At 65.0% G+C, this 21,431-nt stretch carries 22 protein-coding genes and 1 pseudogene; 10 read left to right on the forward strand and 13 right to left on the reverse strand.

Translation table 11 applies throughout. From position 1 onward, the window contains the following. Positions 1–9 precede the first annotated feature (9 nt). The 3 genes from ACTJK4_RS13180 to ACTJK4_RS13190 form a co-directional block, all read right to left on the reverse strand. A complete protein-coding gene (locus ACTJK4_RS13180) occupies positions 10–1,122 on the reverse strand; it encodes an alpha/beta hydrolase family protein (protein WP_440818098.1) in 1,113 nt (370 codons plus the stop codon). A gap of 2 nt (positions 1,123–1,124) precedes the next feature. Continuing rightward, positions 1,125–1,964: an AraC family transcriptional regulator gene (locus tag ACTJK4_RS13185; protein WP_440818099.1), complete on the reverse strand. Its 840-nt coding sequence runs from the start codon at positions 1,962–1,964 to the stop codon at positions 1,125–1,127. 78 nt (positions 1,965–2,042) lie between these two features. Continuing rightward, positions 2,043–2,897 (reverse strand): LysR family transcriptional regulator, encoded by an 855-nt coding sequence (locus tag ACTJK4_RS13190; protein ID WP_102065359.1) that lies wholly within the window; start codon positions 2,895–2,897, stop codon positions 2,043–2,045. Positions 2,898–2,999: 102 nt separating this feature from the next. Here ACTJK4_RS13190 and ACTJK4_RS13195 point away from each other — a divergent pair, with 102 nt between their 5' ends. Then, entirely contained in the window at positions 3,000–3,383 is a 384-nt protein-coding gene (locus tag ACTJK4_RS13195; protein ID WP_102066096.1) for a tautomerase family protein, read from the forward strand. Continuing rightward, positions 3,380–3,505 carry a hypothetical protein gene (locus ACTJK4_RS13200; RefSeq protein WP_440818100.1) on the forward strand — a complete coding sequence of 42 codons (126 nt, stop codon included), beginning with the start codon at positions 3,380–3,382 and terminating at the stop codon, positions 3,503–3,505. The genes ACTJK4_RS13195 and ACTJK4_RS13200 overlap by 4 nt, the downstream gene beginning before the upstream one ends. On the opposite strand, the gene ACTJK4_RS13205 is transcribed toward ACTJK4_RS13200, so the two are convergent. Together ACTJK4_RS13205 and ACTJK4_RS13210 are read right to left on the reverse strand one after the other, a co-directional pair. Continuing rightward, positions 3,495–4,454 (reverse strand): SRPBCC family protein, encoded by a 960-nt coding sequence (locus ACTJK4_RS13205; protein WP_440818101.1) that lies wholly within the window; start codon positions 4,452–4,454, stop codon positions 3,495–3,497. The genes ACTJK4_RS13200 and ACTJK4_RS13205 overlap by 11 nt on opposite strands. Beyond that, positions 4,438–4,794 carry an ArsR/SmtB family transcription factor gene (locus tag ACTJK4_RS13210; RefSeq protein ID WP_027679942.1) on the reverse strand — a complete coding sequence of 119 codons (357 nt, stop codon included), beginning with the start codon at positions 4,792–4,794 and terminating at the stop codon, positions 4,438–4,440. Before ACTJK4_RS13210 ends, ACTJK4_RS13205 begins: the two co-directional genes overlap by 17 nt. Positions 4,795–4,911: 117 nt before the next feature. Between ACTJK4_RS13210 and ACTJK4_RS13215 the strand changes: the two are divergent. From ACTJK4_RS13215 to ACTJK4_RS13225, 3 genes and pseudogenes are all read left to right on the forward strand, one after another. Beyond that, positions 4,912–5,798 (forward strand): annotated as a pseudogene (locus ACTJK4_RS13215) (alpha/beta hydrolase family protein). Beyond that, positions 5,795–6,229, forward strand: coding sequence for a MarR family winged helix-turn-helix transcriptional regulator (locus ACTJK4_RS13220; RefSeq protein ID WP_343620989.1), 435 nt, complete (start codon positions 5,795–5,797; stop codon positions 6,227–6,229). Before ACTJK4_RS13215 ends, ACTJK4_RS13220 begins: the two are co-directional and overlap by 4 nt. Further along, positions 6,226–7,005: an enoyl-CoA hydratase gene (locus tag ACTJK4_RS13225; RefSeq protein WP_433868258.1), complete on the forward strand. Its 780-nt coding sequence runs from the start codon at positions 6,226–6,228 to the stop codon at positions 7,003–7,005. The genes ACTJK4_RS13220 and ACTJK4_RS13225 overlap by 4 nt, the downstream gene beginning before the upstream one ends. 145 nt (positions 7,006–7,150) lie before the next feature. Here ACTJK4_RS13225 and ACTJK4_RS13230 read toward each other — a convergent pair whose 3' ends face one another. Next, entirely contained in the window at positions 7,151–8,131 is a 981-nt protein-coding gene (locus ACTJK4_RS13230; RefSeq protein ID WP_313904495.1) for a LacI family DNA-binding transcriptional regulator, read from the reverse strand. Positions 8,132–8,379: 248 nt separating this feature from the next. Here ACTJK4_RS13230 and ACTJK4_RS13235 point away from each other — a divergent pair, with 248 nt between their 5' ends. Together ACTJK4_RS13235 and ACTJK4_RS13240 are read left to right on the forward strand one after the other, a co-directional pair. Then, positions 8,380–9,738, forward strand: a complete 1,359-nt coding sequence (locus ACTJK4_RS13235) for an MFS transporter (RefSeq protein ID WP_440818102.1) — start codon at positions 8,380–8,382, stop codon at positions 9,736–9,738. A gap of 80 nt (positions 9,739–9,818) precedes the next feature. Then, positions 9,819–10,982: an L-talarate/galactarate dehydratase gene (locus tag ACTJK4_RS13240; RefSeq protein WP_440818103.1), complete on the forward strand. Its 1,164-nt coding sequence runs from the start codon at positions 9,819–9,821 to the stop codon at positions 10,980–10,982. Between the two features lie 65 nt (positions 10,983–11,047). On the opposite strand, the gene ACTJK4_RS13245 is transcribed toward ACTJK4_RS13240, so the two are convergent. Continuing rightward, positions 11,048–11,980 (reverse strand): sugar kinase, encoded by a 933-nt coding sequence (locus ACTJK4_RS13245; RefSeq protein ID WP_322018568.1) that lies wholly within the window; start codon positions 11,978–11,980, stop codon positions 11,048–11,050. Beyond that, positions 11,977–13,020, reverse strand: a complete 1,044-nt coding sequence (locus tag ACTJK4_RS13250; protein WP_343621111.1) for an SPFH domain-containing protein — start codon at positions 13,018–13,020, stop codon at positions 11,977–11,979. The genes ACTJK4_RS13245 and ACTJK4_RS13250 overlap by 4 nt, the downstream gene beginning before the upstream one ends. 96 nt (positions 13,021–13,116) lie before the next feature. Between ACTJK4_RS13250 and ACTJK4_RS13255 the strand changes: the two genes are divergently transcribed. Continuing rightward, positions 13,117–13,851, forward strand: a complete 735-nt coding sequence (locus ACTJK4_RS13255) for an NUDIX hydrolase (protein ID WP_440818104.1) — start codon at positions 13,117–13,119, stop codon at positions 13,849–13,851. Positions 13,852–13,910: 59 nt separating this feature from the next. Here the strand turns inward: ACTJK4_RS13255 and ACTJK4_RS13260 are convergent, their stop codons facing one another. Both ACTJK4_RS13260 and ACTJK4_RS13265 read right to left on the reverse strand, forming a co-directional pair. Then, positions 13,911–14,366 (reverse strand): DUF3005 domain-containing protein, encoded by a 456-nt coding sequence (locus ACTJK4_RS13260; RefSeq protein ID WP_232039087.1) that lies wholly within the window; start codon positions 14,364–14,366, stop codon positions 13,911–13,913. A 74-nt stretch (positions 14,367–14,440) separates the two neighbouring features. Then, positions 14,441–15,859 carry an aminotransferase-like domain-containing protein gene (locus ACTJK4_RS13265; RefSeq protein WP_232039088.1) on the reverse strand — a complete coding sequence of 473 codons (1,419 nt, stop codon included), beginning with the start codon at positions 15,857–15,859 and terminating at the stop codon, positions 14,441–14,443. Between the two features lie 180 nt (positions 15,860–16,039). Between ACTJK4_RS13265 and ACTJK4_RS13270 the strand changes: the two genes are divergently transcribed. Next, the gene (locus ACTJK4_RS13270) at positions 16,040–17,566 is read left to right on the forward strand and encodes a M20 family peptidase (protein WP_316901038.1); all 1,527 of its coding nucleotides are present in this window, start codon (positions 16,040–16,042) and stop codon (positions 17,564–17,566) included. A 10-nt stretch (positions 17,567–17,576) separates the two neighbouring features. On the opposite strand, the gene ACTJK4_RS13275 is transcribed toward ACTJK4_RS13270, so the two are convergent. Next, entirely contained in the window at positions 17,577–18,533 is a 957-nt protein-coding gene (locus ACTJK4_RS13275) for a TauD/TfdA dioxygenase family protein (protein ID WP_433868254.1), read from the reverse strand. Between the two features lie 253 nt (positions 18,534–18,786). On the opposite strand from ACTJK4_RS13275, the gene ACTJK4_RS13280 reads away from it, so the two are divergent. After that, positions 18,787–19,149 carry a DUF2917 domain-containing protein gene (locus tag ACTJK4_RS13280; protein ID WP_045203446.1) on the forward strand — a complete coding sequence of 121 codons (363 nt, stop codon included), beginning with the start codon at positions 18,787–18,789 and terminating at the stop codon, positions 19,147–19,149. Positions 19,150–19,157: 8 nt separating this feature from the next. Here the strand turns inward: ACTJK4_RS13280 and ACTJK4_RS13285 are convergent, their stop codons facing one another. Both ACTJK4_RS13285 and ACTJK4_RS13290 read right to left on the reverse strand, forming a co-directional pair. Next, positions 19,158–20,567 (reverse strand): heavy metal sensor histidine kinase, encoded by a 1,410-nt coding sequence (locus ACTJK4_RS13285; RefSeq protein WP_440818105.1) that lies wholly within the window; start codon positions 20,565–20,567, stop codon positions 19,158–19,160. Then, positions 20,564–21,238, reverse strand: coding sequence for a heavy metal response regulator transcription factor (locus tag ACTJK4_RS13290; protein ID WP_232039092.1), 675 nt, complete (start codon positions 21,236–21,238; stop codon positions 20,564–20,566). The genes ACTJK4_RS13285 and ACTJK4_RS13290 overlap by 4 nt, the downstream gene beginning before the upstream one ends. Between the last annotated feature and the right edge of the window lie 193 nt (positions 21,239–21,431).

A 21,431-nucleotide genomic window follows, 5' to 3' on the forward strand; every position in this document is an offset into this window, starting at 1 on the left:
GGGCGGCGTTCAGGTCTGACCGGGCAGCGTCGCGGCGAAAAAATCCAGCGCCCGGCGCACGGCCTGGGCATGCACCGCATCGCGATCGACACCGGGGTTGTCCTTGCACAGCACCGGCACATGGGGTGCGGCACCTGGCAGGCACGTATCCACGAACGTGTAGTGCGACGCGCCCGGCACCAGCAGCAGATCGGCCTTGGGCAGCATCTTGGCGGCGCGTCGCGCGTTGGTGTCGACGGGCACGGTGACATCCGCGTCTCCGGCCATCAGCGAGACGGGGATGCCGATGTTGCCGAGCGACGTGGCGTCCATCGCCATGCCCAGGGCGGGCGCCATCGCAAAAACGGCCTTGATGCGTGCGTCGCGGTAGGACGCTCCGGAGCGGGCGAGGGACGCTTCCGTCTGCGGTGACCTTGTTGTGTCGGCAGCGGGGCTGATCTGCGCGCGGGCCATCTCCGGCGGGTGGCAGATGGCGTCTGCCTGTGGCGAGCCGCAGAACGCCATGAAGGCCGCGACATCCGTGCGTGCGCCGGCCAGCTCCAGAACGGTATAGCCACCCAACGAAAAGCCCACGGCGCCGATGCGCGTGCGATCGACATGCGCGCCCAATACGGGATCGGCAAGCACGCCATCCAACACTTCGCTCATATCGGTGGCGCGCTCCCACCAGAGCATGAAGCCCTCGCGCGTGAGCGGTTCAAGCGCCGTGTTGCCCGGGTGGTTCACGCCCGCGACGATGTAGCCGTGCGCGGCCAGGGCAGCGGCCATCCAATCGAGGCTTCCGGCTGTGCCGCCGGTGCCGTGTGAAAGCAGCAGCAGCGGATATTGAGCCTGCGTTGAAGCGACGGGCGCCTCCCCCGCAGATGGCTGCATGCGGAACGGCGACGCGCCGGGCACATCGACGTTGTGCGAAACCTCCGGTACGGAAATGTCCACCGGATACCAGACGTTGGTGATCAGCGCCTGCGTGCGCGCCCCACGCCAATGGCGCTCGGCCTGCGGATGGAATGCGCGGGTGGCTTTACCGACGTGGTACGGCGCAGCAGGCTCATTGGCGGAACCGCCATAGGGCGCGCCCACGGCAAAGGCCGCCAGCGCGGCGGCAAGGCAACGACGCAACATCTTCACTCCTTGCGGATGGGAATCATCAGGTCGGTCACGCAGGCGCGCGGCGGGTGGTGCCGCCCGGGGCTGCGATACAGCTCAAGCGCCGGCCGGTCGTCCGGTTCGAAGCCATAGCTGGGGAGGCAGCCGCCATAGAGCGCCTGCATGGTGGGTGCGATCAGCGCATAGGGGCCGATCAGCCGATGGCAAGCGTAGAGACCGCCTTCGATGCGCATCGGTTGCAGGCGACCCGTGATCGCGCGCGGCGCATCTAGGATCACCCCCGCGAAGTATTCGAACGAGCCGGGCGTTTCCGGATCGCCATAGCAGATGCCAATGCGGTCGGGCGCGTCCGCCGATTCCAACTCGATGCCGAGCAGCTGCCGCAGCGTGACGAATGTCTGACGGATGGTGGCGACGGGGCCGTTGTGGCGCAGGCAGAGCGCGTGCAGCGGCGGCTGTTCGATCAGCTCGATGGGGGGCAGGTCTGCGGTCTCGGCGCTGCGCACATTCAGCGCCTGCTGCCGGGTCTGGAACGCGCGCGGGCTCACGCCGGTGAACTCGCGGAAAGCGCGTGCGAATGCCTGCGGGCTGCCGTAGCCGACGTTGAGCGCGACATCGGTGACGGAGTCTTCCACGCCGCTCAAACGGTGCGCAGCCTGCGCCAGCCGCAGGCGCTGGACGGTCTCGAACACGCCTTCGCCGGTGAGCGCGCGGTAGATGCGATGAAAGTGAAATGGCGACAGGTGCGCCACCGCCGCCAGGCTCTGCAAGGTATGCGGCGCGGCGGGGTCGGCCAGGATCGCCTCGATGACGCGGGCGATGCGGCGGTAGTAGTCGTGTTCGGTGCGGGGCTTCATGCGGCAAAGCATAGTCGCCCCGCCGCCGTCGCGCGGTGCAGCGATTGCGCAAAATGCGCGTGCGGCAGAGGCGTCCTGCTACCGTCCGCCCGTGGCCCGCAGGGTGGAGGCGAAGGTCCGCAACGCCTTCTTTGCGGCTGGATCGGCGAGCCGCGAATGCAGCACCACGCTGCGCGACGGCAGCGGCGGCAGGCCAAGCGCATCGCCCACATCGATGGTGCCGGTGGGTGCGACGCGTCGGCTGAGTGCCGCCACTGCAAGGCCGGCCGCCACCGCCGCGCCGATGGTGGCGACGCCACCGCCGATAAACACCTCTTGCCAGGCGATGCCCGCGGCGTCCAATGCCGTTGTTGCCATCTGCCGGATGCGGCACGTTTCGGTCTGGTTGGCCAGGCGGACCGGTTCGCCCGCGCGGTGCTCGAAATCGGGTGCGGCCATCCAGCCGAAAGGCTCTTCCATGAGGATCTCGCCGTCGGTGCGGCGGTTGTCGTGGCGCAGCACGATGGCGGCATCCAGCACGCCGCCTTCGAACATCTCCAGGACTTCCCAGGAACTGGCGATGCGGATTTCCAGTGTGAGCGTCGGTTCGGCCCGGCCCATCTGTCGCAACAGGCGCGGCAGTTCCGCGCCGACGATGTGGTGGCTCATCCCGACCGACAAGCGCCGCCGTTCCACGCCAAACGAGCCCAGCGCGCCTTCGTGCGCAGCGACCAGGTCACGCGCTGCCGCGAGAAACGCCGCGCCATCCTGCGACAGCCGCACCAGGCGCGGCGTGCGCTCCAGAAGCCGGCGGCCCAGTGCATCTTCCAGCCGCTTGATCTTTAGGCTCACCGCGGATTGCGTCGAATCCATGGCTTCTGCCGCGCGCGTGAAGCTCTTCAGATCGGCCGTCAGCACGAAGGCCTGGACAGCCTCCAGGTCGAGCATTCTCATGTTCAATCATTTTGAAATCGAATGATTGAAATATCTTAGGATGTCTTTTTGCAATGAGCAATGTGGGGCATGCTGTGGTCACTGCAAACCAAGGAGTGGACCATGCCCCTCGTTCAAGTGTCGCTGCGGCGCGGCAAGCCTGCCGCTTATCACCAGGCCATTTTCGACGGCGTCTATCGCGCCATGCGCGAAACATTCAACGTGCCGGAAGACGACCGCTTCATGACGCTGACCGAGCACGACGCGAGCACCTTCAGCGTCAGTCCGACCTACTTCGGCATCGCGCGCAGCGACGACGTGGTGATCATCCAGATCACCGCCAACAACACGCGCAACCGTGAGCAGAAGCAGGCGCTCTATCGCCGCATCGTCGAGCTGCTGGGCGACAAGCCCGGCGTACGGCCCGAAGACGTATTCATCAACCTCGTGGAGGTGCTGCCCGAGAACTGGTCGTTCGGCCACGGCATCGCGCAGTATGCAAAATGACACCGCGCCAGGCGCTGATGGCGCACCTGGGCGGCTTGCTCTGGGGAATGCTGCTCATCGTCGGCGCGGCGGTCGCATTGGCGGCCGTCGCGCGCGACGTATTGCAGATGCTCAGTCCTTGAGCGAATTGCCCAGCATGTCGAGCAGGAACTGCGTGCCGCGCTCGCGCGATCCGGAATCGTCGTAGCCATCGAGGAAGGCGCCTTGCTCCGTCATGACGAGGTGCGTGCCGCCGGAGCCGTCCTTGGGCTCACGCAACTCCAGCGTGGCCAGCGAGGCGGAAATCTTGCGATCGTCCAGGTGCATCACATACGAATAGACGACGCGTTCGTTCGGGATGACGTCGTGATACAGCGCCTCGAAGCTGGAGACGACGCCGCTGTCCCACCGGCCCTTCACGACTTCGCGGCCGCCGGGCGTGGCATCCATTTCACGCACGAGCAGCGTGTAGCCGTTGCCGCCGGCAAACCACTTGGCCTTGGCGGCCGGGTCGGTCAGCGCCTTGAACACGCGCGAGCGCGGTGCGTCGTACGTGCGCTCCACCGTAAAGGTGGCATGCACGACCGAGCGCTGGATGCCATCGGCCACCGGCACGCTTGCGGCTTCGCGCTCCAGCTTGTCGAGCGTCTGCTTCCAGCCTTCGGACGCGCCCTTGATCATCATCTCGGCAATTGGCGCCAGCGGCGTGTGGGTCTGCGTGACTTCCATGCGCGTGCCGCCGCATTCTTCGGCAAACGTGACGACGGTGTGGGCGTTCATCAGCGGGCGGTTGTCGCCATCCACCACGTTCATGTCGATGACGAGGCGCGCGTTGGGCACGATCTCCAGAAAGTGGCCGCGCGACCAGTGGTCCTGCCCCTCGGGCGAGCGCATGCACACATCGAACTTGCCCCCTACGCGAAACTCCACTGTTGCGTCCGGCACCGTGAAGTGCGTCGGGCAGAACCAGCGCTTGATGTGGTCGGCGGTGCTCCAGGCCTTGAAGACCCAGTCGCGTGAAACGGGGAAGGTGCGTGAGATCACGAGGGGGCGCAGGGTTGTGCCGGCGGGGCTTTCAATGGTCGTCGTCATGCAAGTCTCCTTGGGTTTTGAGCGTTTCCAGATAGGCGCCCAGGCGGTCGAAGTGCTGTTCCCACTCCAGGCGTCGTTGGTTGATCCACTGCTCGGCGAGGCTCAGCGCCTCGGGTTCGATACGGCAGGTCCGCACGCGGCCCACCTTTTCCGATCGCACGAGACCGGAGTTCTCCAGCACCGACAGGTGCTGCATCACCGCGGGCAGCGAGATATCGAGGGGTTGGGCAAGTTCGCTCACCGAGGCCGGCCCGCGCACGAGCTGCACCAGCATCGCGCGCCGGTTGCCGTCGGCCAGGGCCTGGAAGGCGAGATCGAGGGAAGTGTCATGGTTAAGCATGTGGTTAACTATAGCGACTCTGAATAGTTAAGCAAGTACTTTATCTTTCTGTCGTTGACACACCAATTTACTTCGCATACAAAGTAAAACACCTCGCATGCGAACTAAATCGATGTCATGGACAGCACCCCGCATACCATTCCCGCCACGGACGGCTACCCGCTCGGGGCCATGCTCTGGACGGCCGCCGGCGCGCCGCAGGGCGTGGTCGTCATGCACCCGGCCACCGGCGTGCCGCAGCGCATCTACCAAGCCTTTGCCAAATTCCTGGCCAAGCGCGGCTTCCACACGATCACGTATGACTACCGCGGCATCGGCGCATCGCGGCCCAAGAGCCTGCGGCGTTTTGCGGCCCGCATGCGCGACTGGGCGCTGCTCGACGCCGAAGGCGTGATGCGATGGGCACGGGCGCGCTACCCAATCTGCCGCAACTGGCGGTCGGACACTCGGTGGGCGGCCACGCCATCGGCCTGTGCTGCGCCGACTGGGATGTCGCGGGCGTGGTGCAAGTGGCCTGCCACACAGGCAATTCGCGGTTCATCCGCCAACGCGGCGAACGCTGGCGCGTGGAGCTGATCCTGCGCGGCATTGGCCCGTTGATGGCGCGGCTGATCGGCTACGTGCCCGGCAAGCGCATGGGCCTGGGCGAAGACCTGCCGGGCGGCGTCGCCATCGAATGGGGCGCCTGGGCCGGCATGCAGCGCTACTTTTTCGATGACCCCACGCTCGGCGCCATCGAGCGCTTCAACCGCGTGACGCATCCCGTGCTGGTCTACGGCTTTGACGACGACCCGTGGGCCACGCCCGCCGCCATCAACGCGTTGACCATGCACTTCACGAACACGTGGGTCGAGCGCCGGCAGATCGCGCCTGCGCAGGCCGGCGGCGCGGTGGGGCACATGGGCTTCTTCCGTTCGCAGTTTGCCGCCACGCTGTGGCCAGGTCTGGTGGATTGGCTGCGCGAGCGTGCCGCCGCCACACGCAACGAACCGGAGGCCGCATGACAGCACCCGACCGCCGCCTCGTCTATCTGATCAGCGTTGGGCAACGCCGCTTGCAGCGCTGGATTCAATCGCGCACGGGAGAGGGTGTGACCGCCGCGCAATCCGGCCTGCTGTTCTTCCTGGAAAAGAACGACGGCGCGTTGATGCGCGAAGCCGGCGCCGCGTTGGACCTCGGCCCCTCCGCCATGAGCGGCCTGGTGGATCGCTCAGTCGACGCGGGCCTCATCGAGCGCCGCGCCGATGCCAAGGATGGCCGCGCCTGGCAGCTCTGGATCACGCCCGCCGGCCGGGACGCCTTGGACGAAACACGCACCGGCCTGGCCGAACTGAACGCGCGGCTGACCGAAGGTTTTACAGACGCCGAGATCGACGTTGTCGCACGCTGGCTGGCCAGTCTGCAAACCAAGTTCCCCACCGGAGACGAGCAATGAGTGAACACATCCAGAGCCACAAAGCCGACGGCGTTTTGACGCTCACCCTGGCACGCGCCGACAAGAAGAACGCCATCACCGATGCGATGTACGGCGCGCTGGCCGACGCGCTGAGCGCCGCCGAGCGCGACAACACCGTGCGCGTGGTGCTGCTGCGTGCGGAAGGCGACATGTTCTCCGCCGGCAACGACATCGGCGAGTTCGCATCGATCGCCATGGCCGGCGGCAAAGGCGGTGGTGAACGCAACGTCATCCGCTTCCTGCATGCACTGGCGCGGGCCACGCGTCCGCTGGTGGCTGCGGTGCAAGGTCGCGCGGTCGGCATCGGCACGACCATGCTGCTGCATTGCGACTTCGTGCTGTTGGCGGACAACGCGCAGCTTTCCACGCCGTTCGTCAATCTGGCGCTGGTGCCCGAAGCGGCATCGAGCCTGCTGATGCCCGCCCGACTGGGCCACGTACGCGCGTTCGAGATGTTCGCGCTGGGCGATGCGGTGAGCGCGGAATCGGCGCTCGCGTGGGGTTTGGCGAATCGGGTGGTGCCGCTGTACCAGCTTGGCACCGAGGCGCAGGCCATTGCGGCGCGATTGGCGCGCCAGCCGCTGGGCGCCCTGACCGAAACCAAGCGCCTGATGCGCGATGCTGAACTGCTCAAGCAGCAGATGGATGCGGAGAGCGCCTGCTTTGCGCAGCGGCTGCAGTCTCCGGAGGCGCATGAAGCCTTCCGGGCGTTTGTCGATCGACGGCCGCCCAATTTCAACGCCGTGGCGCACTGAGCGCGGCGGTGTCTCCTTCGGCGGCCCCGGTCTGGCCGCCTTTTTTATGGGTCGCGATGCCATTCAACAGCATCCCGTCATCGCATCTGAAACGGAGGAAGCGGATTCCCACTTATATGCGAGGGAGGCCGGCCGACCCCCGGGGTTACGCGCTCTGACGATCGATGATGGTGAAGCCGGTGTCGATGCGCAGCAGCGTGTCGTTCGTCACCGTCTCGAAGCGTTCGAGCAACGCTTCGGCCGTCCGTTTGCCGATATTGGCGCCATCGACCCTGACCGTCGACAGTGCGGGATGCAATTGCGCGGCCATGCTCAGGTCTCCAAAGCCCATCACCGCAAGGTCGCGGGGCACGTGCATGCCACGGCTGGCGGCTTCCATCAGCACACCTTCTGCCAGGGTGTCAGAGCTGCAGACAATGATGTCCGGCTTGCTGCGCTCGAGCATCTGCGCCAGCCCGTGCCGTCCCCCTTCGAGCGTTGCCGGCGCTGTCAACACTTCAAATGGACATTCGGCAATGCCTTGTCTGGCGAGTTCAGCCTTCAAGCTCCCGCATCGCCGCAGACCACGCGGGTCGTTAACCGACACGATGCCGAAGCGGCGATAGCCCTTATCCAGCAGATGGCGTGCAACATCCCGACCTACTTGTTCATGTGAAAAACCGATGACCATGTCGATTGGTTTATCGGTGAGATCCCAGATTTCGACGACCGGAACTCTGGCTTTGATCAAGCGCTCGATGGTCGCGGCGGTGTGGTCGGTTCCGGCCAGCACGATCGCGTCGGGACGTCGCCCCAGCAATGCTTCGACCAGCGCTTCCTCGCGGACGGCCGAGTATCCGGTCAGGCCGATGAGGGTTTGGTAGTTGGCAAAGGACAACCCATCCATGAGCGCCTGGATCGTCTCTGCAAAGATCGAGCTGGCAATGGTTGGCAGCAATACCGCAACCAATCGGCTTTTGCTGCTGGCGAGGCCGCCGGCCAGCATGTTGGGCACGTAGCCAGTTGCCCGCACGGCTGCCAGCACCTTTTTCTGAGTGGCCTCGCGCACCAGATCAGGGCGATTGAGCGCCCGCGAGACCGTCATGGGGGCGACCCCGGCCACGCGCGCTACGTCGACGAGGGTCACGGTGGCTGTCTCGCTCCCGCGCGCGTCTGGTCCTGGGTTTTTGCGTTTGCGTACCATGCATGCCCTTCGAATTGTCCATGTAACGCGAGTGGCGGGCGCTCGTAGCACCCGCGTCATTACAAGGGTAAACGAGAGTGATTGCGCAATCAATTGTACTTGAATGATTGCGCAATCATCTAATAATGGACCCTACACCAGAGCCTCGCCATTCATACGCGCGGGCCCCAGCGCAATCCCTAGGAGACCCCATGACCCCATCACCCGTCCCGGCCAAGCGAACGCAAGTGCGTTGGTTCATCTTGGCGATGATTTTTATCGTGACGGTATTCAACTACGTCGACCGTGCCACGCTTTCGATTGCTGCGCCCAGAATGCGCCATGACCTCGGTTTCGACGCGTTGACCATGGGTATCGCGTTCTCGGCCTTCGGGTGGGCCTACACCGCCATGCAGATTCCGGGTGGACTGATCCTGGACCGGCTCGGTGCGCGTGTGGTGCTTGGTACCAGCCTCATAGCCTGGTCGGTGTTGACCTTCCTGCAGGGCTATGTGCATCTGTTTGCGGCGTCGGCCTTCATCGTGCTGTTTGCGTTGCGCTTTCTGATGGGCGTGGCGGAGTCGCCGGCCTTCCCATGCAACAGCCGGCTGACGGTGATGTGGTTTCCCAGTCAGGAGCGGGGGCTGGCGACATCGGTGTTCCAGTCTGCACAGTACTTCGCACTCGCCGTGTTCACGCCGGTTATGACCTTCACCGTCAGCCAGTGGGGGTGGCATTACGTGTTCTTCACCACGGGTGCGGTTGGGGTGCTGATTGGTGTTGCATGGTTGCGCGTGGTGCGTGAGCCTTCCCGGCATGACCGCGTGAATGCGGCGGAGCTAGAGTACATCTCCGCCGGCGGTGGGCTGCCCACCATGGCCGATGGCCCGGCCCCGTTCAGTTGGCGCCAGGTCAAAGCCATCTCGGCAAACCGCATGATGATCGGCATCTACATCGGTCAGTTCTGCCTGACCTCCATCACGTGGTTCTTCCTGACGTGGTTTCCGACCTATCTGATCGAGGCCAAGGGCATGTCGATTCTGAAGGTGGGCCTGGTGGCGGCGATTCCGGCAGTCGCGGGCTGCCTCGGCGGCCTCATTGGCGGCCTGTGGTCCGACTGGATGCTCAAGCGCGGCTTCAGCCTGACTGCCGCTCGCAAAGTGCCGATCATTGCCGGCCTCGCGCTCTCCAGCAGCATCGTCGTCGCCAACTACGTGCAATCGACGGCCATCGTGGTGCTCGTGATGTCGATCGCATTTTTCGCCAAGGGCATCGGCAATCTTGGCTGGTGCATCGTGGGTGATGTCTCGCCCAGGAAGGCCATGGGCATCAGCGGCGGCATTTTCAACCTCTGCGGCAATCTCGCCAGCATCGTCACGCCGCTGGCCATCGGCTGGATGATCAAGCAGACCGGCTCGTTCGAGGCGGCGCTCACGTACGTTGCCGGTGTTGCCCTGCTGGGTGCGTTCTCTTACCTGCTGATCGTTGGCAAGCTTGAGCGGCTTCCCTCGGAGCCTGCATCGGGTGCAGCCTCGCGACCCTCACAGGATTCCGCGGCATCGCTGCCTTGACGACCTTGATGTTCTTCGCTTTAGCGCACATCCATCCGCTGCATTTCGTTCCATTAAGCATTCCAATCAGCCACTCCAACATGAACAGTCCCGACACTCTTCTCTCCAATTCGCTCGTCCGTGATCGCATCGAACACATCCGCATCCTCTCCGTGGTCCTGCCGTTGGCCAACCCCATCAGCGATGCAAAGGTACTGACCGGGCGCCAAAAACCGATGACCGAAATCGCCATCCTGTTCGTCGAGATTTGTACGGCGGACGGCCATCGCGGCCTGGGGTTCAGCTATTCCAAACGTGCGGGCGGCCCGGGGCAGTTTGCGCATGCCAGAGAGATAGCCCCCGTGCTTATCGGCGAGGATGCCAACGACATTGGACGCCTGTGGGACAAGCTTGCTTGGGCAGGTGCGTCCGTCGGCCGCAGCGGTCTGGCGGTGCAAGCCATCGGTGCATTCGACGTGGCGTTGTGGGATATGAAAGCCAAGCGCGCCAACCTGTCGCTCGCCAAGCTGCTCGGTGCTCAGCGTGATTCCGTGCGTTGCTACAACACGTCGGGAGGTTTCCTGCATACGCCGCTGGAGCAGTTGCTGGTCAACACCGACATCTCTCGCGCGAAAGGCATCGGCGGTATCAAACTCAAGGTCGGGCAACCTGATCGGGCGCTTGATGTACAGCGCGTGGCGAAGGTGCGCGAGCATCTCGGCGAAGACTTTCCGCTCATGGTCGACGCCAACCAACAGTGGGACCGGCCGACAGCACAGCGCATGTGCCGCACCTTTGAAGCGTTCAATCTTGTGTGGATCGAAGAGCCGCTCGATTGCTACGACGCTGAAGGCCATGCCGCGCTGGCTGCGCAGTTCGACACTCCCATTGCCACCGGCGAAATGCTGACCAGCGTGTCAGAGCATTGGGAGTTTATCCGGCAGCGCGGCGCGGATTACCTCATGCCAGACGGCCCCCGCGTCGGTGGCATTACGCCCTTCCTCAAGATTGCTGCGCTGGCGGATCATGCAGGCTTGATGCTCGCGCCGCACTTTGCGATGGAGCTGCACGTGCATCTCGCCGCCGCGTATTCGCGTGAACCGTGGGTCGAGCACTTTGAGTGGCTGGAACCGCTATTCAATGAAAAGCTGGAAACACGCGATGGCCGCATGATCGTGCCGACGCGCCCGGGCCTGGGTCTCTCGTTGAGCGAGCGCGTTGCCGGATGGACGGCGCAGGAGGTGGAGATCAAGAACCGGATGTAAATCTGAGGCAGAAGGGGGGGCGGCCATGGATCGGCAACAGACGGGTCAGTGGTTCCGTGCTGTTACTACACGGCCAATCGCCCCTGCGTGGCCGCCACGGAAATCGTCGCTTCCATGCCGGCGGTAAAACGCAGGTAATCGGCCTCCATGCCATCGGAAAAGATCACGCCGTTCTCCGGCATGCGCGAGCGCAGCTTGAGCGGTTGATCCGCATCCACATGCCCGAACACGAGCGTGGCCTGCGATGCGCGGCTCGGAAACGGCTCGCGCACGGCGAATGTCAGTTGCGGGGTGTCCCACGGTTCAGGTTCGTAGCGGAAGCCATCTCCGCCGGCATGCATGGCGCGTGCGACGCCTATCGAGCCGGTCACGATGCTCTTCAGCCACGCCGTCGAGCCCAGTCCTGTGGCGACGATGATGCCCGACGACGATTGCGCTTCACGCTGCTCACCCAGTTCGATTTCATACAGCGCAGACGCATGCGTGCGCGGCCCGATAAAGAGGTCGTTGACGGCGCGCAGCACCTGCCCGTCGGACAGGCGCGCTTCGGCCATCGTCACGGCTTTGGTGGGGCGCTTGTCGCGCGCCACGTCGGCCAGCACGGTGCCGAGATCTTTCGGCTCGAAGGGCAACAGCACGCCGTCCCAGCGGCCGGGCTCGGGGTTCAGGCCGATCAGCGGCTGGCCGTCGAGATACTTCATCGAGTTGGCGACCAGCCCGTCTTGCCCGAGCGCTACGACGATATCGTCCGGCGCAAAGATGAAGTTGGGCAGGTAGCCGCGATCCACCACCTGATAGCGGCCCCAGGCTTCCAGCGCGCGCACGGTGATTTCGAGGCTGCGCGCGTAGGCGGCGTTCTCAGCCAGGTAGTCGGAAAAATCGGCGCCCAGGTGTTCCAGATAGAACTTCGCCTGCGCCAGCGTGTGGTGGCGCGCCACCAGCTCTTCAAGCCGGGTGCGGCGCGTCACCAGCACAACCTTGCGGCCTTCGTTGCTCATGATGCGGCCCGTGCGGTGGCGTTGGGGGAGGAGGCGTTCATCAGCCCTTGCAGCAGGTCCGGCGACACGTTCAATTGGCCGATGCGTTCCGCACGTTCGGCAATGCCGCCAAAGGCCTGGGCGATGAGCTGGCCGGGTTGCATGCCGGCCGCAGCCAGCGCGTTGACGATGCGCGGGTCGGCCTTTTCCAGCGCCTGCATGACGGCGGCCACGCGGTAGGCCTCGGCTTCGGCCAGCGTGCGGCTGTTCTCGGCCTGGCCGGCCACGAAGGCCTTGCGCTGGCCTTCGAGTTCCACATCGGCGGCCATCTGTTCGTTGCGCAGGGCGTTCTCCTTGCGCATCAGCGTGGCCTTGGCTTCCATCTGCGTCTCGCGGATCTGGCGCTTCTTCTGCTCAACCGCAATGTCAGTGTCCAGCTCGTTCTGGCGGATGGCGCGTTCGTTTTCCACGGCCGACATGCGGCGCAAATAGACAGCGTCATCCGCGGCCTTGAGGTTGGATTCGCGCGCTTCGGCTTCCAGTGCGCGGGCGATGTCAGGCGTCGGCTTGACCGCCATGACGGACACGCCCAGGATCTCCAGCCCCAATGCGGCAATTTCAGGCTGCGCAGCCAACTCGGCTTGCGCGGTGCGTGCGATGGCCGCCGATGCGCGCAGCGCGGCCTTCAGCTCCATGGCCTGCACGGCCTGCTGCACGATCACTTCCACCTGCTGCGCTACACGGTCACCCAAGCGGGTCGGGTCTTCAGACACGTAGCTCTGGCCATTCTTGGCGAGCGAGAAATCCATCATCGCGGCGGTGCGGCGCGGGTCGCTGATGCGGTACGTCACCTGGCCCTGCACGGTCACGCTCTGGAAGTCGGCCGTCACCAGCTCTAGGATGAACGGGCGATCCTGGCTGGCTACCGGCACCGCCACCAGCGTGGTCGTCGGGCCGTAGTAGAAGAACGACAGGCCCGAGCCTTCGCGCACGACCTTGCCGGCGCGGAACTGCATCAGGTGAACGGTGGGCTGTGACTTGATGAAGCGGATGCCGAACATGATGACCTCCTCGTTGTTTTGAGTTGTACAGTACAACTTGTATGGGTTGGACAATACAACTTACTATTGGGGCCGTCAAGACATTTGTGATCTGCCATGGCCACCCGAACTTCCGCGAAGTCCTTCCCGTTGCCATTCACCACCGTGGATGTCGTCATCTTTACGGTGCTGGACGACGTGTTGCGCGTGCTGCTCGTGCAGCGTCCCAATGCGGAAGGGGAGCCCTATCCCGGCGCGTGGGCGTTGCCGGGCGGATTTGTCGATACGGCCGTCGATGCCACGCTGGAAGATTGCGCGCGCCGCAAGCTGCTGGAGAAGACCGGCGTGGGCAGCCCGTATCTGGAGCAGTTGGGCAGCTGGGGCAGCGGCACGCGTGACCCGCGCGGCTGGTCTGCCACCCATGTCTACTTTGCGTTGATACCGGCGCAGGGTGTGGCGCTTGCCAAGGGCGCCAATGCGGGTGATGTGGCGTGGTTTGCGGTGGACGATGTACTGCGCGCGCCAGAACTGGCCTTCGACCATGCAGAGATTTTGCGCACCGCCGTAGAGCGTTTGCGCAGCAAGGTCGAATACACATCGTTGCCGGCGTTTCTGCTGGCCGAGCCGTTCTCGCTGCCGCAGTTGCAGCGCATGTACGAGATCGTGCTCGGCCGTCCGGTCGACAAAAGCGGCTTCCGCACCCGCATGCTGGCTGCCAACTTTTTGGAAGAAGCGGGCGTGGCAGAAGGCGATTCGTATCGCCCTGCCAAGGGCTACCGCCTGATTGACCGAAGCACGCCGGTCGTTTTTCCGCGCACCTTCAGCCCACGCGGAGCGGATTCAAACGCCTGAGCGCAGGCTTGAGCACGAACTCGCAGGCAAGGTCTGAGGCAGGGCGTCAGCACGGCACGTTAAGGCTGCTCGTCGTCTTCCAGCGAAAACCGCTGCGCCGCGCGCGTGCCGTTGCGGGCCGTTTCATCGACCACGCCGCGCATGACCACGTGCTGGCCGGGCTCCGTCGCAATGGTCGGACGTCCCTGGTTAGGCCGGCTGTCGATCCCTGCGATGGGCGCTGCCGGGTCGGGCTCGGGGCGGCTGTTCTCCAGCGACGCGTTTGAGTAGATGACGTTGTCTTGCCATTGTGATGGGCTCTTCGCCGCCTCCAGGCCCTTGCCGTCTGTGTCGATGGTGTTGTCAGATGCTTCGGCGCCTGCGGCGTCGACGGAGCGGATGCGACGGGAGGCGCGCGCAAGCGGGTCGTTGCGCGGCGAGTCGGGTGGTGGCTCCGTCAGCTTGGCGCCCTCCGGTCGGTGAGTCACCGGCTCTTCGGGTTGGGGTTGCGCTTGGTCGTGCTCGGCGTTGTGCATGATCGGGCTCCTGCGCCGCTGCATGCGGCATGAACCTCGACAGCGCCGCAACGCGCGTGCCCGGCCCCGACGCTTCAGGCCCGCTTGCGCGAAGGCCGGCGCCCTGCCTCCTGCAGGAACGCCACCGCACGCGGCTCCGTTGCGTACGCGCTATTGATGCGCACCCATGGCGATACTTCCAGGTTCGGGCGAAAGTAGTGCCCTGGCGCCAGCGTCACACCGTGCTTTTCGGCAGTAGCCGCCAGATCGCGCGAGTCCTCCACATGCGGCACCCGCGCCCACAGGAAGTTGCCGCCCGACGGATGGTGAAACACCTCCCAGCCCGCATCCGCCAACACATCGAGCGACGCGATGACGGAGTCACCCGCGCGCTGGCGAAGCCGCTCCACATATTTGCGATAGGCGCCGCGCTCCAGCAGCGTGCTCACCACGGCCTCGGCAAAGCGCGAGCCGCCCACGCTGGTGAGCATCTTCACGTTGGTCAGGTCATGCACCAGTTCACGCTTGGCAATCAGGTAACCCACCGGCAGCGACGCCGACACCGTCTTGGAAAACCCGCCCACGTAGATCACATGATCGAGCTGGTCCAGCGTCGCCAGCCGCGCGGTCGGATCGGCCTGCAGGTCGGCAAAGATGTCGTCTTCCAGAAAGGTGAAGCCGTGGCGCCGCGCCAGTTCCAGCAGCCGAAACGCAACCGGCGGCGACACGACCGAGCCGGTGGGATTCTGCAGCACGCTGTTGATGAAGAACAGCTTGGGCCGGTGCTCGCGCAGCATCGCTTCGGTGACTTCCACGTCGGGCCCGTCGCTGCGGCGCGGAATGCCGACCAGCTTCACCCCGTGCAACCGCAGCAGGCCGAACACGGTGTAGTAGCCCGGGTCTTCCACAAACACCGTGTCGCCGGGCTTGAGCAGGTGGCGCATCACCAAGTCGATCGCCTGGCTCGTGCCGGCGGTGATCAGCACATTGGGCTGGTCGGCCTGGATGCCGAGCTGCCGCGCACGCATCATGACCTGATGGCGCAGCGCGGTGTTGCCAAGCGGTGACGAGTAGTCGATGACGGCGTGCGTGTCGGTGCGGGAGACCTGGCGGATGGCCTGCGTCAGGCCTTCCACATCGCGCCAGTCGGCCGGCACGAACCCGCCGCCGAGCTTGAGCATGCCGTCGGGGTAACTGAACTGCTCGAAGATGTGCTTGGACTCGGCCTCCGCCCGGCGCGGGTCCGACCAGCCGCGCCCGTCGCGCCCGGTCAGGTTGCTCTCCGCCACGTAGAAACCGGAGCCGTGGCGCGAGTCCAGCAGCCCCAGCGAGACCAGCCGGTCATACGCCTCGATCACGGGGAATCGGCTGATGCCGTAGTCCGCCGCCAGTTGCCGGATCGACGGCAGCTTGGCGCCGGGGCGCACGTCATTGCCGCCGATCCATGCCTGCACGCCGGCCACGATCTGGTCGGAGATGGGGACGCGGGTGGCGGGGTCGATCTGGAGTTTCATGGCGCGAACGGCAGTAGAGCGTGAAAGCTACGAGACAGTTGGCAAAGACTGTTCACAACTGTTCAGCGCATTGTAATCCTGGGAAACCCAGCCCCCGGGCAAGTGGCGAATGCACCGAGTTGCAGTGATACTTGCGTTCCTGGTTCAACAACTGCGCATACCGAAAGAGAGGGGAGACGAATGAAGGCTTCGTTCAAGCGACGTCATGGGATGGCAGGCCGCGTTGTCGGCCGCTTGTTGTTGGCGGTTGCCGTCGTCCTGCTGGCACTGGCGGCAGCCGTCGCCGTCAACACGTGGCGGCACAGCTCGCGCCAACTTGATGTGCCCGCCGTTACGCCGGTTGCGGTGGATGGCCCGGCGGCCGCCGCGCACCTGGCCGAAGCCGTACGCGCACGCACCGTATCGAGCGCCACCGACGCGCAGCTGAACGCCGACCAGTTCCGCCAGTTGCACGCCATGCTCGAGGCGCGTTATCCAAAGGCGCACGCCGTTCTGCAGCGTGAGCAGGTGGGCGACTTTGCGTTGCTCTACACCTGGAAGGGCTCCGACCCATCGCTCAAGCCCATCATGCTGATGGCGCACCAGGACGTCGTGCCCATCGCTCCCGGTACGGAAGGCGACTGGGCCCAGCCACCTTTTGACGGCGTGGTGAAGGACGGCATGGTCTGGGGCCGCGGCGCGTGGGACGACAAGGGCAACCTGATCTCGCAGATGGAAGCCATCGAGCTGCTGGCGGCTAGCGGCTTCAAACCGCGCCGCACCATCCACCTGGCCTTTGGCGCCGACGAGGAAGTGGGCGGCGAGCGTGGTGCCAAGCAGATCGCCGCGCTGCTCAAATCGCGCGGCGAGCGTCTCGACTTCGTGATCGACGAAGGGCTGCTGATTACCGAGGGCGTGCTGCCGGGGCTCACCAAACCGGCTGCGCTGATCGGCGTGGCAGAGAAGGGTTTTCTCTCCGTGCAACTCAAGGTCGGGGCCACGCCGGGGCATTCGTCGATGCCGCCGCCGCACGGGCAGAGCGCCATCGCCATGATGAGCGCCACGCTCAAGCGGCTGGATGACGATCAATTGCCCGCCGGCATTCGCGGCGTTGCGCAGGAGATGTTTGCAACGCTGGCACCCGAGATGCAGGGTTTCAGCCGCGTGGCGCTGTCCAACCTGTGGCTGTTCGGGCCGCTGGTGCAGAAGCAACTGGAAGCATCGGGCAGCTCCAACGCCATGCTGCGTACCACCACCGCGCTGACCATCGTGCAGGCCGGCAACAAAGACAACGTGCTGCCCGGCCGCGCCGAGGCCACGGTCAACTTCCGCCTGCTGCCCGGCGACACCATCGCCTCCGTCACCGCGCACGTGGAAGACGCCGCCAAGGCGGCCGCGCCCAAAGGCAAGTTCGAGCTGACCCGGCTGCCGGGTTCCAGCGAAGCGTCGCCGGTGTCGCCCACGCAATCAGCGTCGTATCAGTTGATCAACAAGACGGTGCGCGAGCTGTTCCCGGGCACGGTCGTGGCGCCCGGGCTGATGATTGGGGCGACGGATTCGCGCCACATGATCGAAATTGCCGACCATGTGTATCGGTTCTCGCCGGTGCGCGCCAAGCCCGAAGACCTGCCGCGCTTTCACGGCACCAACGAGCGGATCACCGAGGCCAACCTGGTGGAGCTGATCCGGTTCTACCACCGGTTGGTGCAGCAGGCGGCCGGGGCTTGATGTCAGTGGGTCAGTGGGCGTTGGCCAGCAGCGCTTCGATGTGCGCGTCGTTGGTGGCTTCGGGGCGGCGCAGTTGCGTGCTGCGGCTGCCGTCCACTGAGATGGCCGTGTCGCCATGCACGGTCACGCGGCGTACCAGGCGCGGCTGGTTGCCGTAATCGTTGATGGCGTAGTGCTGCGTGGCGCGGTTGTCCCAGATGGCGACGTCATGCTGGCGCCATTGCCAACGCACGGTGTTGTCGAGCCGCGTCACGCGGTTCTGCAGCAACTCAAACAGCCGCGTCGACTCGCTGCCCGACAGCCCGGTGAAGCGTTTGACGAAGTGCCCGAGCAGCAGGGCGCGTTCGCTGGTCTCCGGGTGCACGTGCACGACAGGATGCGAGGCTTCATACACCGAGGCGGTAAACACATCGCGATGATGCCGCAGGCGTGGGCTATCGATTTGAGTGCGCTCGGCACCGTAGTCGTAATCGTTGGTGTGTACGGCCCAGAGCTGCTCGGCAAGCTGCTTGAGCGGGTCGGGCAACTGTTCATAGGCGCGGGCGGTGTTGGCCCAGACCGTGTCGCCGCCGACAGCGGGAATCGTCACCGCGCGCAGGATCGACACCTTCGGAAACGCATCGAGAAACGTCACGTCGGTGTGCCACGAGTCGGCACGGCCGCCACCCTTTGACGCGTCCAGTTCAAACAGTTGCGTGCCGGTAGGCGCCGGCACGGTCGGGTGGGCGACGATGCGGCCAAAGCGCTTGCCGAAGGCCTGGTGCCGGTCATCGTCCAGATGCTGCTGGTCGCGAAAGAACAACACCTTGTACTTGAGCAGCGCCGCATACAGGCTCGCGAACGTGTCTTCTGCCAACTCCGCGCCGAGCTTGAGGTCGAGCACCTCCCCGCCGATATGTCCGGCCACCCGGCGTACGCGCAGGGTGCCGAACGTGGTGTCGATGGCGGCGTTGTGATCGTCTGGCATGACGGCTCCGGCAAAAGATGGCGATGGACCATGCTAATGAGCCCGCGCCCCGCCGAGAACGAACGGTTTGACATATCCAAATGCAGTTCTGTCGGTCATGCCGATGAACTGTTCGCGAAAGATGCTGAACAGTTCAGCCAAACTGTTCGCAACTGTTCATGTCATCGGTTTGATCTGCCGCGCAAGATGGAACCGTGCCGATCCGCAGTCCCCATAAAAATCCACCACGAACCCCGGCACAGGAGTCTCAACCATGCGCGAAATCAGAATCTTCGAACTGGACCGGCCGGGCGTGCCGGTGAGCTGGCGGTCGGCACGGGCCCAAACCATCGCCGCACAAGCCGGGCTGTTGTGGGTCACGCAAGAGCATCAGCGCCAGGACATCTGGCTCAAGCCCGGCCAGTCGATCGACGTGCCGGCGGGCGTGCGCTTCTGGCTCTCCGGTGAGCCGGTCGACGGTACGCCGGCGCGCTTTGCCGTGACCGAAGATATCAACGCCCCGCGCCGCCTGCTGCGTTTTATCGGCTTGCTGGTGGTGGCTGCGTATCGGCAGATTCTGCGTGACGACGGGCAGGATGCCGCGCGTACGCCGTCGGCACAGCGGATCGGCACCTAAGCCTCGCGTCAAGCCGGAAACACGAGCCGGAATTCGGTCCGCCCACCCGGCGGGCTGCTGGCCTGCACGCTACCGCCGTGCAGGTCCATGATGGTCTTGACGATGGCCAGTCCCAACCCGGTCGACTGGCTTGATTGCGCCCCAGACTGCGCCCGCGAGGGGTCGCCCCGGTAGAACCGCTCGAATAGCAGCGGCAGGGCCGCAGCCGGAATGCCCGTTCCAGGGTTGCGCACGGCAATTGCGATCCCCTGCGGCGCTGCCGCGATCGTCACGTCGATGCGCTCGCCGGTAGGGGTGTGACGCAGCGCGTTGTCGAGCAGGTTGTTGATCGCCCGGCGCAGCAACGTGGCGTCCGCGTGCAGTTGCGCATCACCGTGCACATCGATGGCGATATCACGATCGGCGGCCACCGCCTCGAAGTAGTCGACCAGCACCTGCACCTCGTGCCGCGCATCCAGGGGCGCGATGGACAGCGCCACGCGTGCATGGTCGGCGCGCGCCAGGAACAGCATGTCTTCGATCATGTGCGACAGGCGCGCGTATTCCTCCAGGTTGGATTCGAGCACGCTGCGGTATTCCTCGACCGTGCGCGGGTGTGCGAGTGTGACTTCGGTCTGGCCCACCAGATTGGCCAGCGGCGTGCGGAAGTCATGCGCCAGGTCGGCAGAGAACTGCGACAGCCGAGCAAAGCCATCCTGCAGGCGCGTGAGCATGGCGTTGAGCGATGCCAGCAGGTCCGCCAATTCGCGCGGCGCGCCCTGCAGCGTGAGACGCGTGTCGAGCTGGCTCGGCACCACGGCCGCGGCCTGATTGCCGATGCGTGCCAACCCGCGCAGCGTGCCCCGCACGAGCAGCAGGCTCAGCAATGCCACCGCGGCCACGCCGCCAAGCACGGCAAACACGATGTGGCGCTGATACTGGGTCAGCAACGCTGCACGGCTGTCGCCATCCTGCGCCACCAGCACGACGACTTTTGCGGTGTTCTGCCCCAGCCATGCCTCCGCGGCCACGGCGCGTGATGCCATGCCAGTCATCGATGTCCAAGTCTGTACGGAAGACTCCGACGGCGGCACCGCAGCCGCAACCACGTGCGGCATCTTCACCTGTTCCCCCTCGGGGTTCACCTCCACCAGGGTGCGGCCTTCGGGCGTGGCAATGCGCAGGATCAGCCCATCGTGGCCCGACACCACATCGGTATAGCGGTGCGCGGTGCGCGCCAGATCGTCGGCGTTGAGCGCCTCACTGGCCAGGTGGCGCAGTTGCGTGATCTTGCCGAGCAGCATTGCATCGTCAGCCACGCGCAGTTGCGCGTTGAGTGCGAAGTACAGATACGTGCCGGCTGCCGTGAGCGTGATCGACGCCACCACCACAAACGCCAGCACGAGCCGGCCGGCAAGGGATGCAGGCCAGCGCATCAACGGCCCACCGCGTCCAGCACGTAGCCCATGCCGCGCAAGGTGTGGATCAGTTTGTGCTCGAACGGATCATCCACCTTGGCGCGCAGCCGCCGGATCGACACATCCACCACGTTGGTGTTGCTGTCGAAGTTCACGTCCCACACCTGCGAGGCGATCAGCGAGCGCGAGAGGACCTCGCCCGCGCGGCGCGCCAGCAGATGCAGCAGCGCGTATTCCTTGGCGGTCAGGTCGATGCGCTGGCCTGCGCGTGTCACGCGGCGCTTGATCGTGTCGATCGTCAGGTCGGCAATTTCGAGGATCTCGCTTTCACGCAGCGGGCCGCGCCGCAGGATGGTGCGCACGCGCGCCACCAGCTCGGCAAAGGCGAAGGGTTTGACGAGGTAGTCGTCCGCGCCCAGCTCCAGGCCCTTCAGGCGGTCGGCCAGTTCATCGCGCGCGGTCAGGCACAGCACCGGCGTGCTCTTGCGGCGGCGCAGTTCCTGCAGCACCTGCCAGCCGTCCATGCCGGGCAGCATGACGTCGAGCACGATCAGGTCGTAGTCATGCTCCATGGCCTGGAACAGGCCATCGGGGCCTGTGCGGGCGAGGTCGGCCACAAAGCCGGATTCCGTCAGGCCCTTGAGCAGGTAATCGCCCGCTTTGGGCTCGTCTTCAACAATGAGCAGTCGCATGATGAAAAATGGCGCGCGCTTGATGCATCCGCCAGTGCCGCCACGATATGCCAAAACCCCCGACGGGGGCACAAAGATGACAAGTTTGTCATCTTCGAGTCATGCCCGCGTGGTGCACCGCTCCCTAGACTGGCCCCACTGACATCGCCCCCCTTCCTGTTTGCTGATGTCAGGCCTTTTGAAGGAGATTCTC

This window comes from Ralstonia sp. 22111 (assembly GCF_052045895.1).
Taxonomy (GTDB): domain Bacteria; phylum Pseudomonadota; class Gammaproteobacteria; order Burkholderiales; family Burkholderiaceae; genus Ralstonia; species Ralstonia wenshanensis.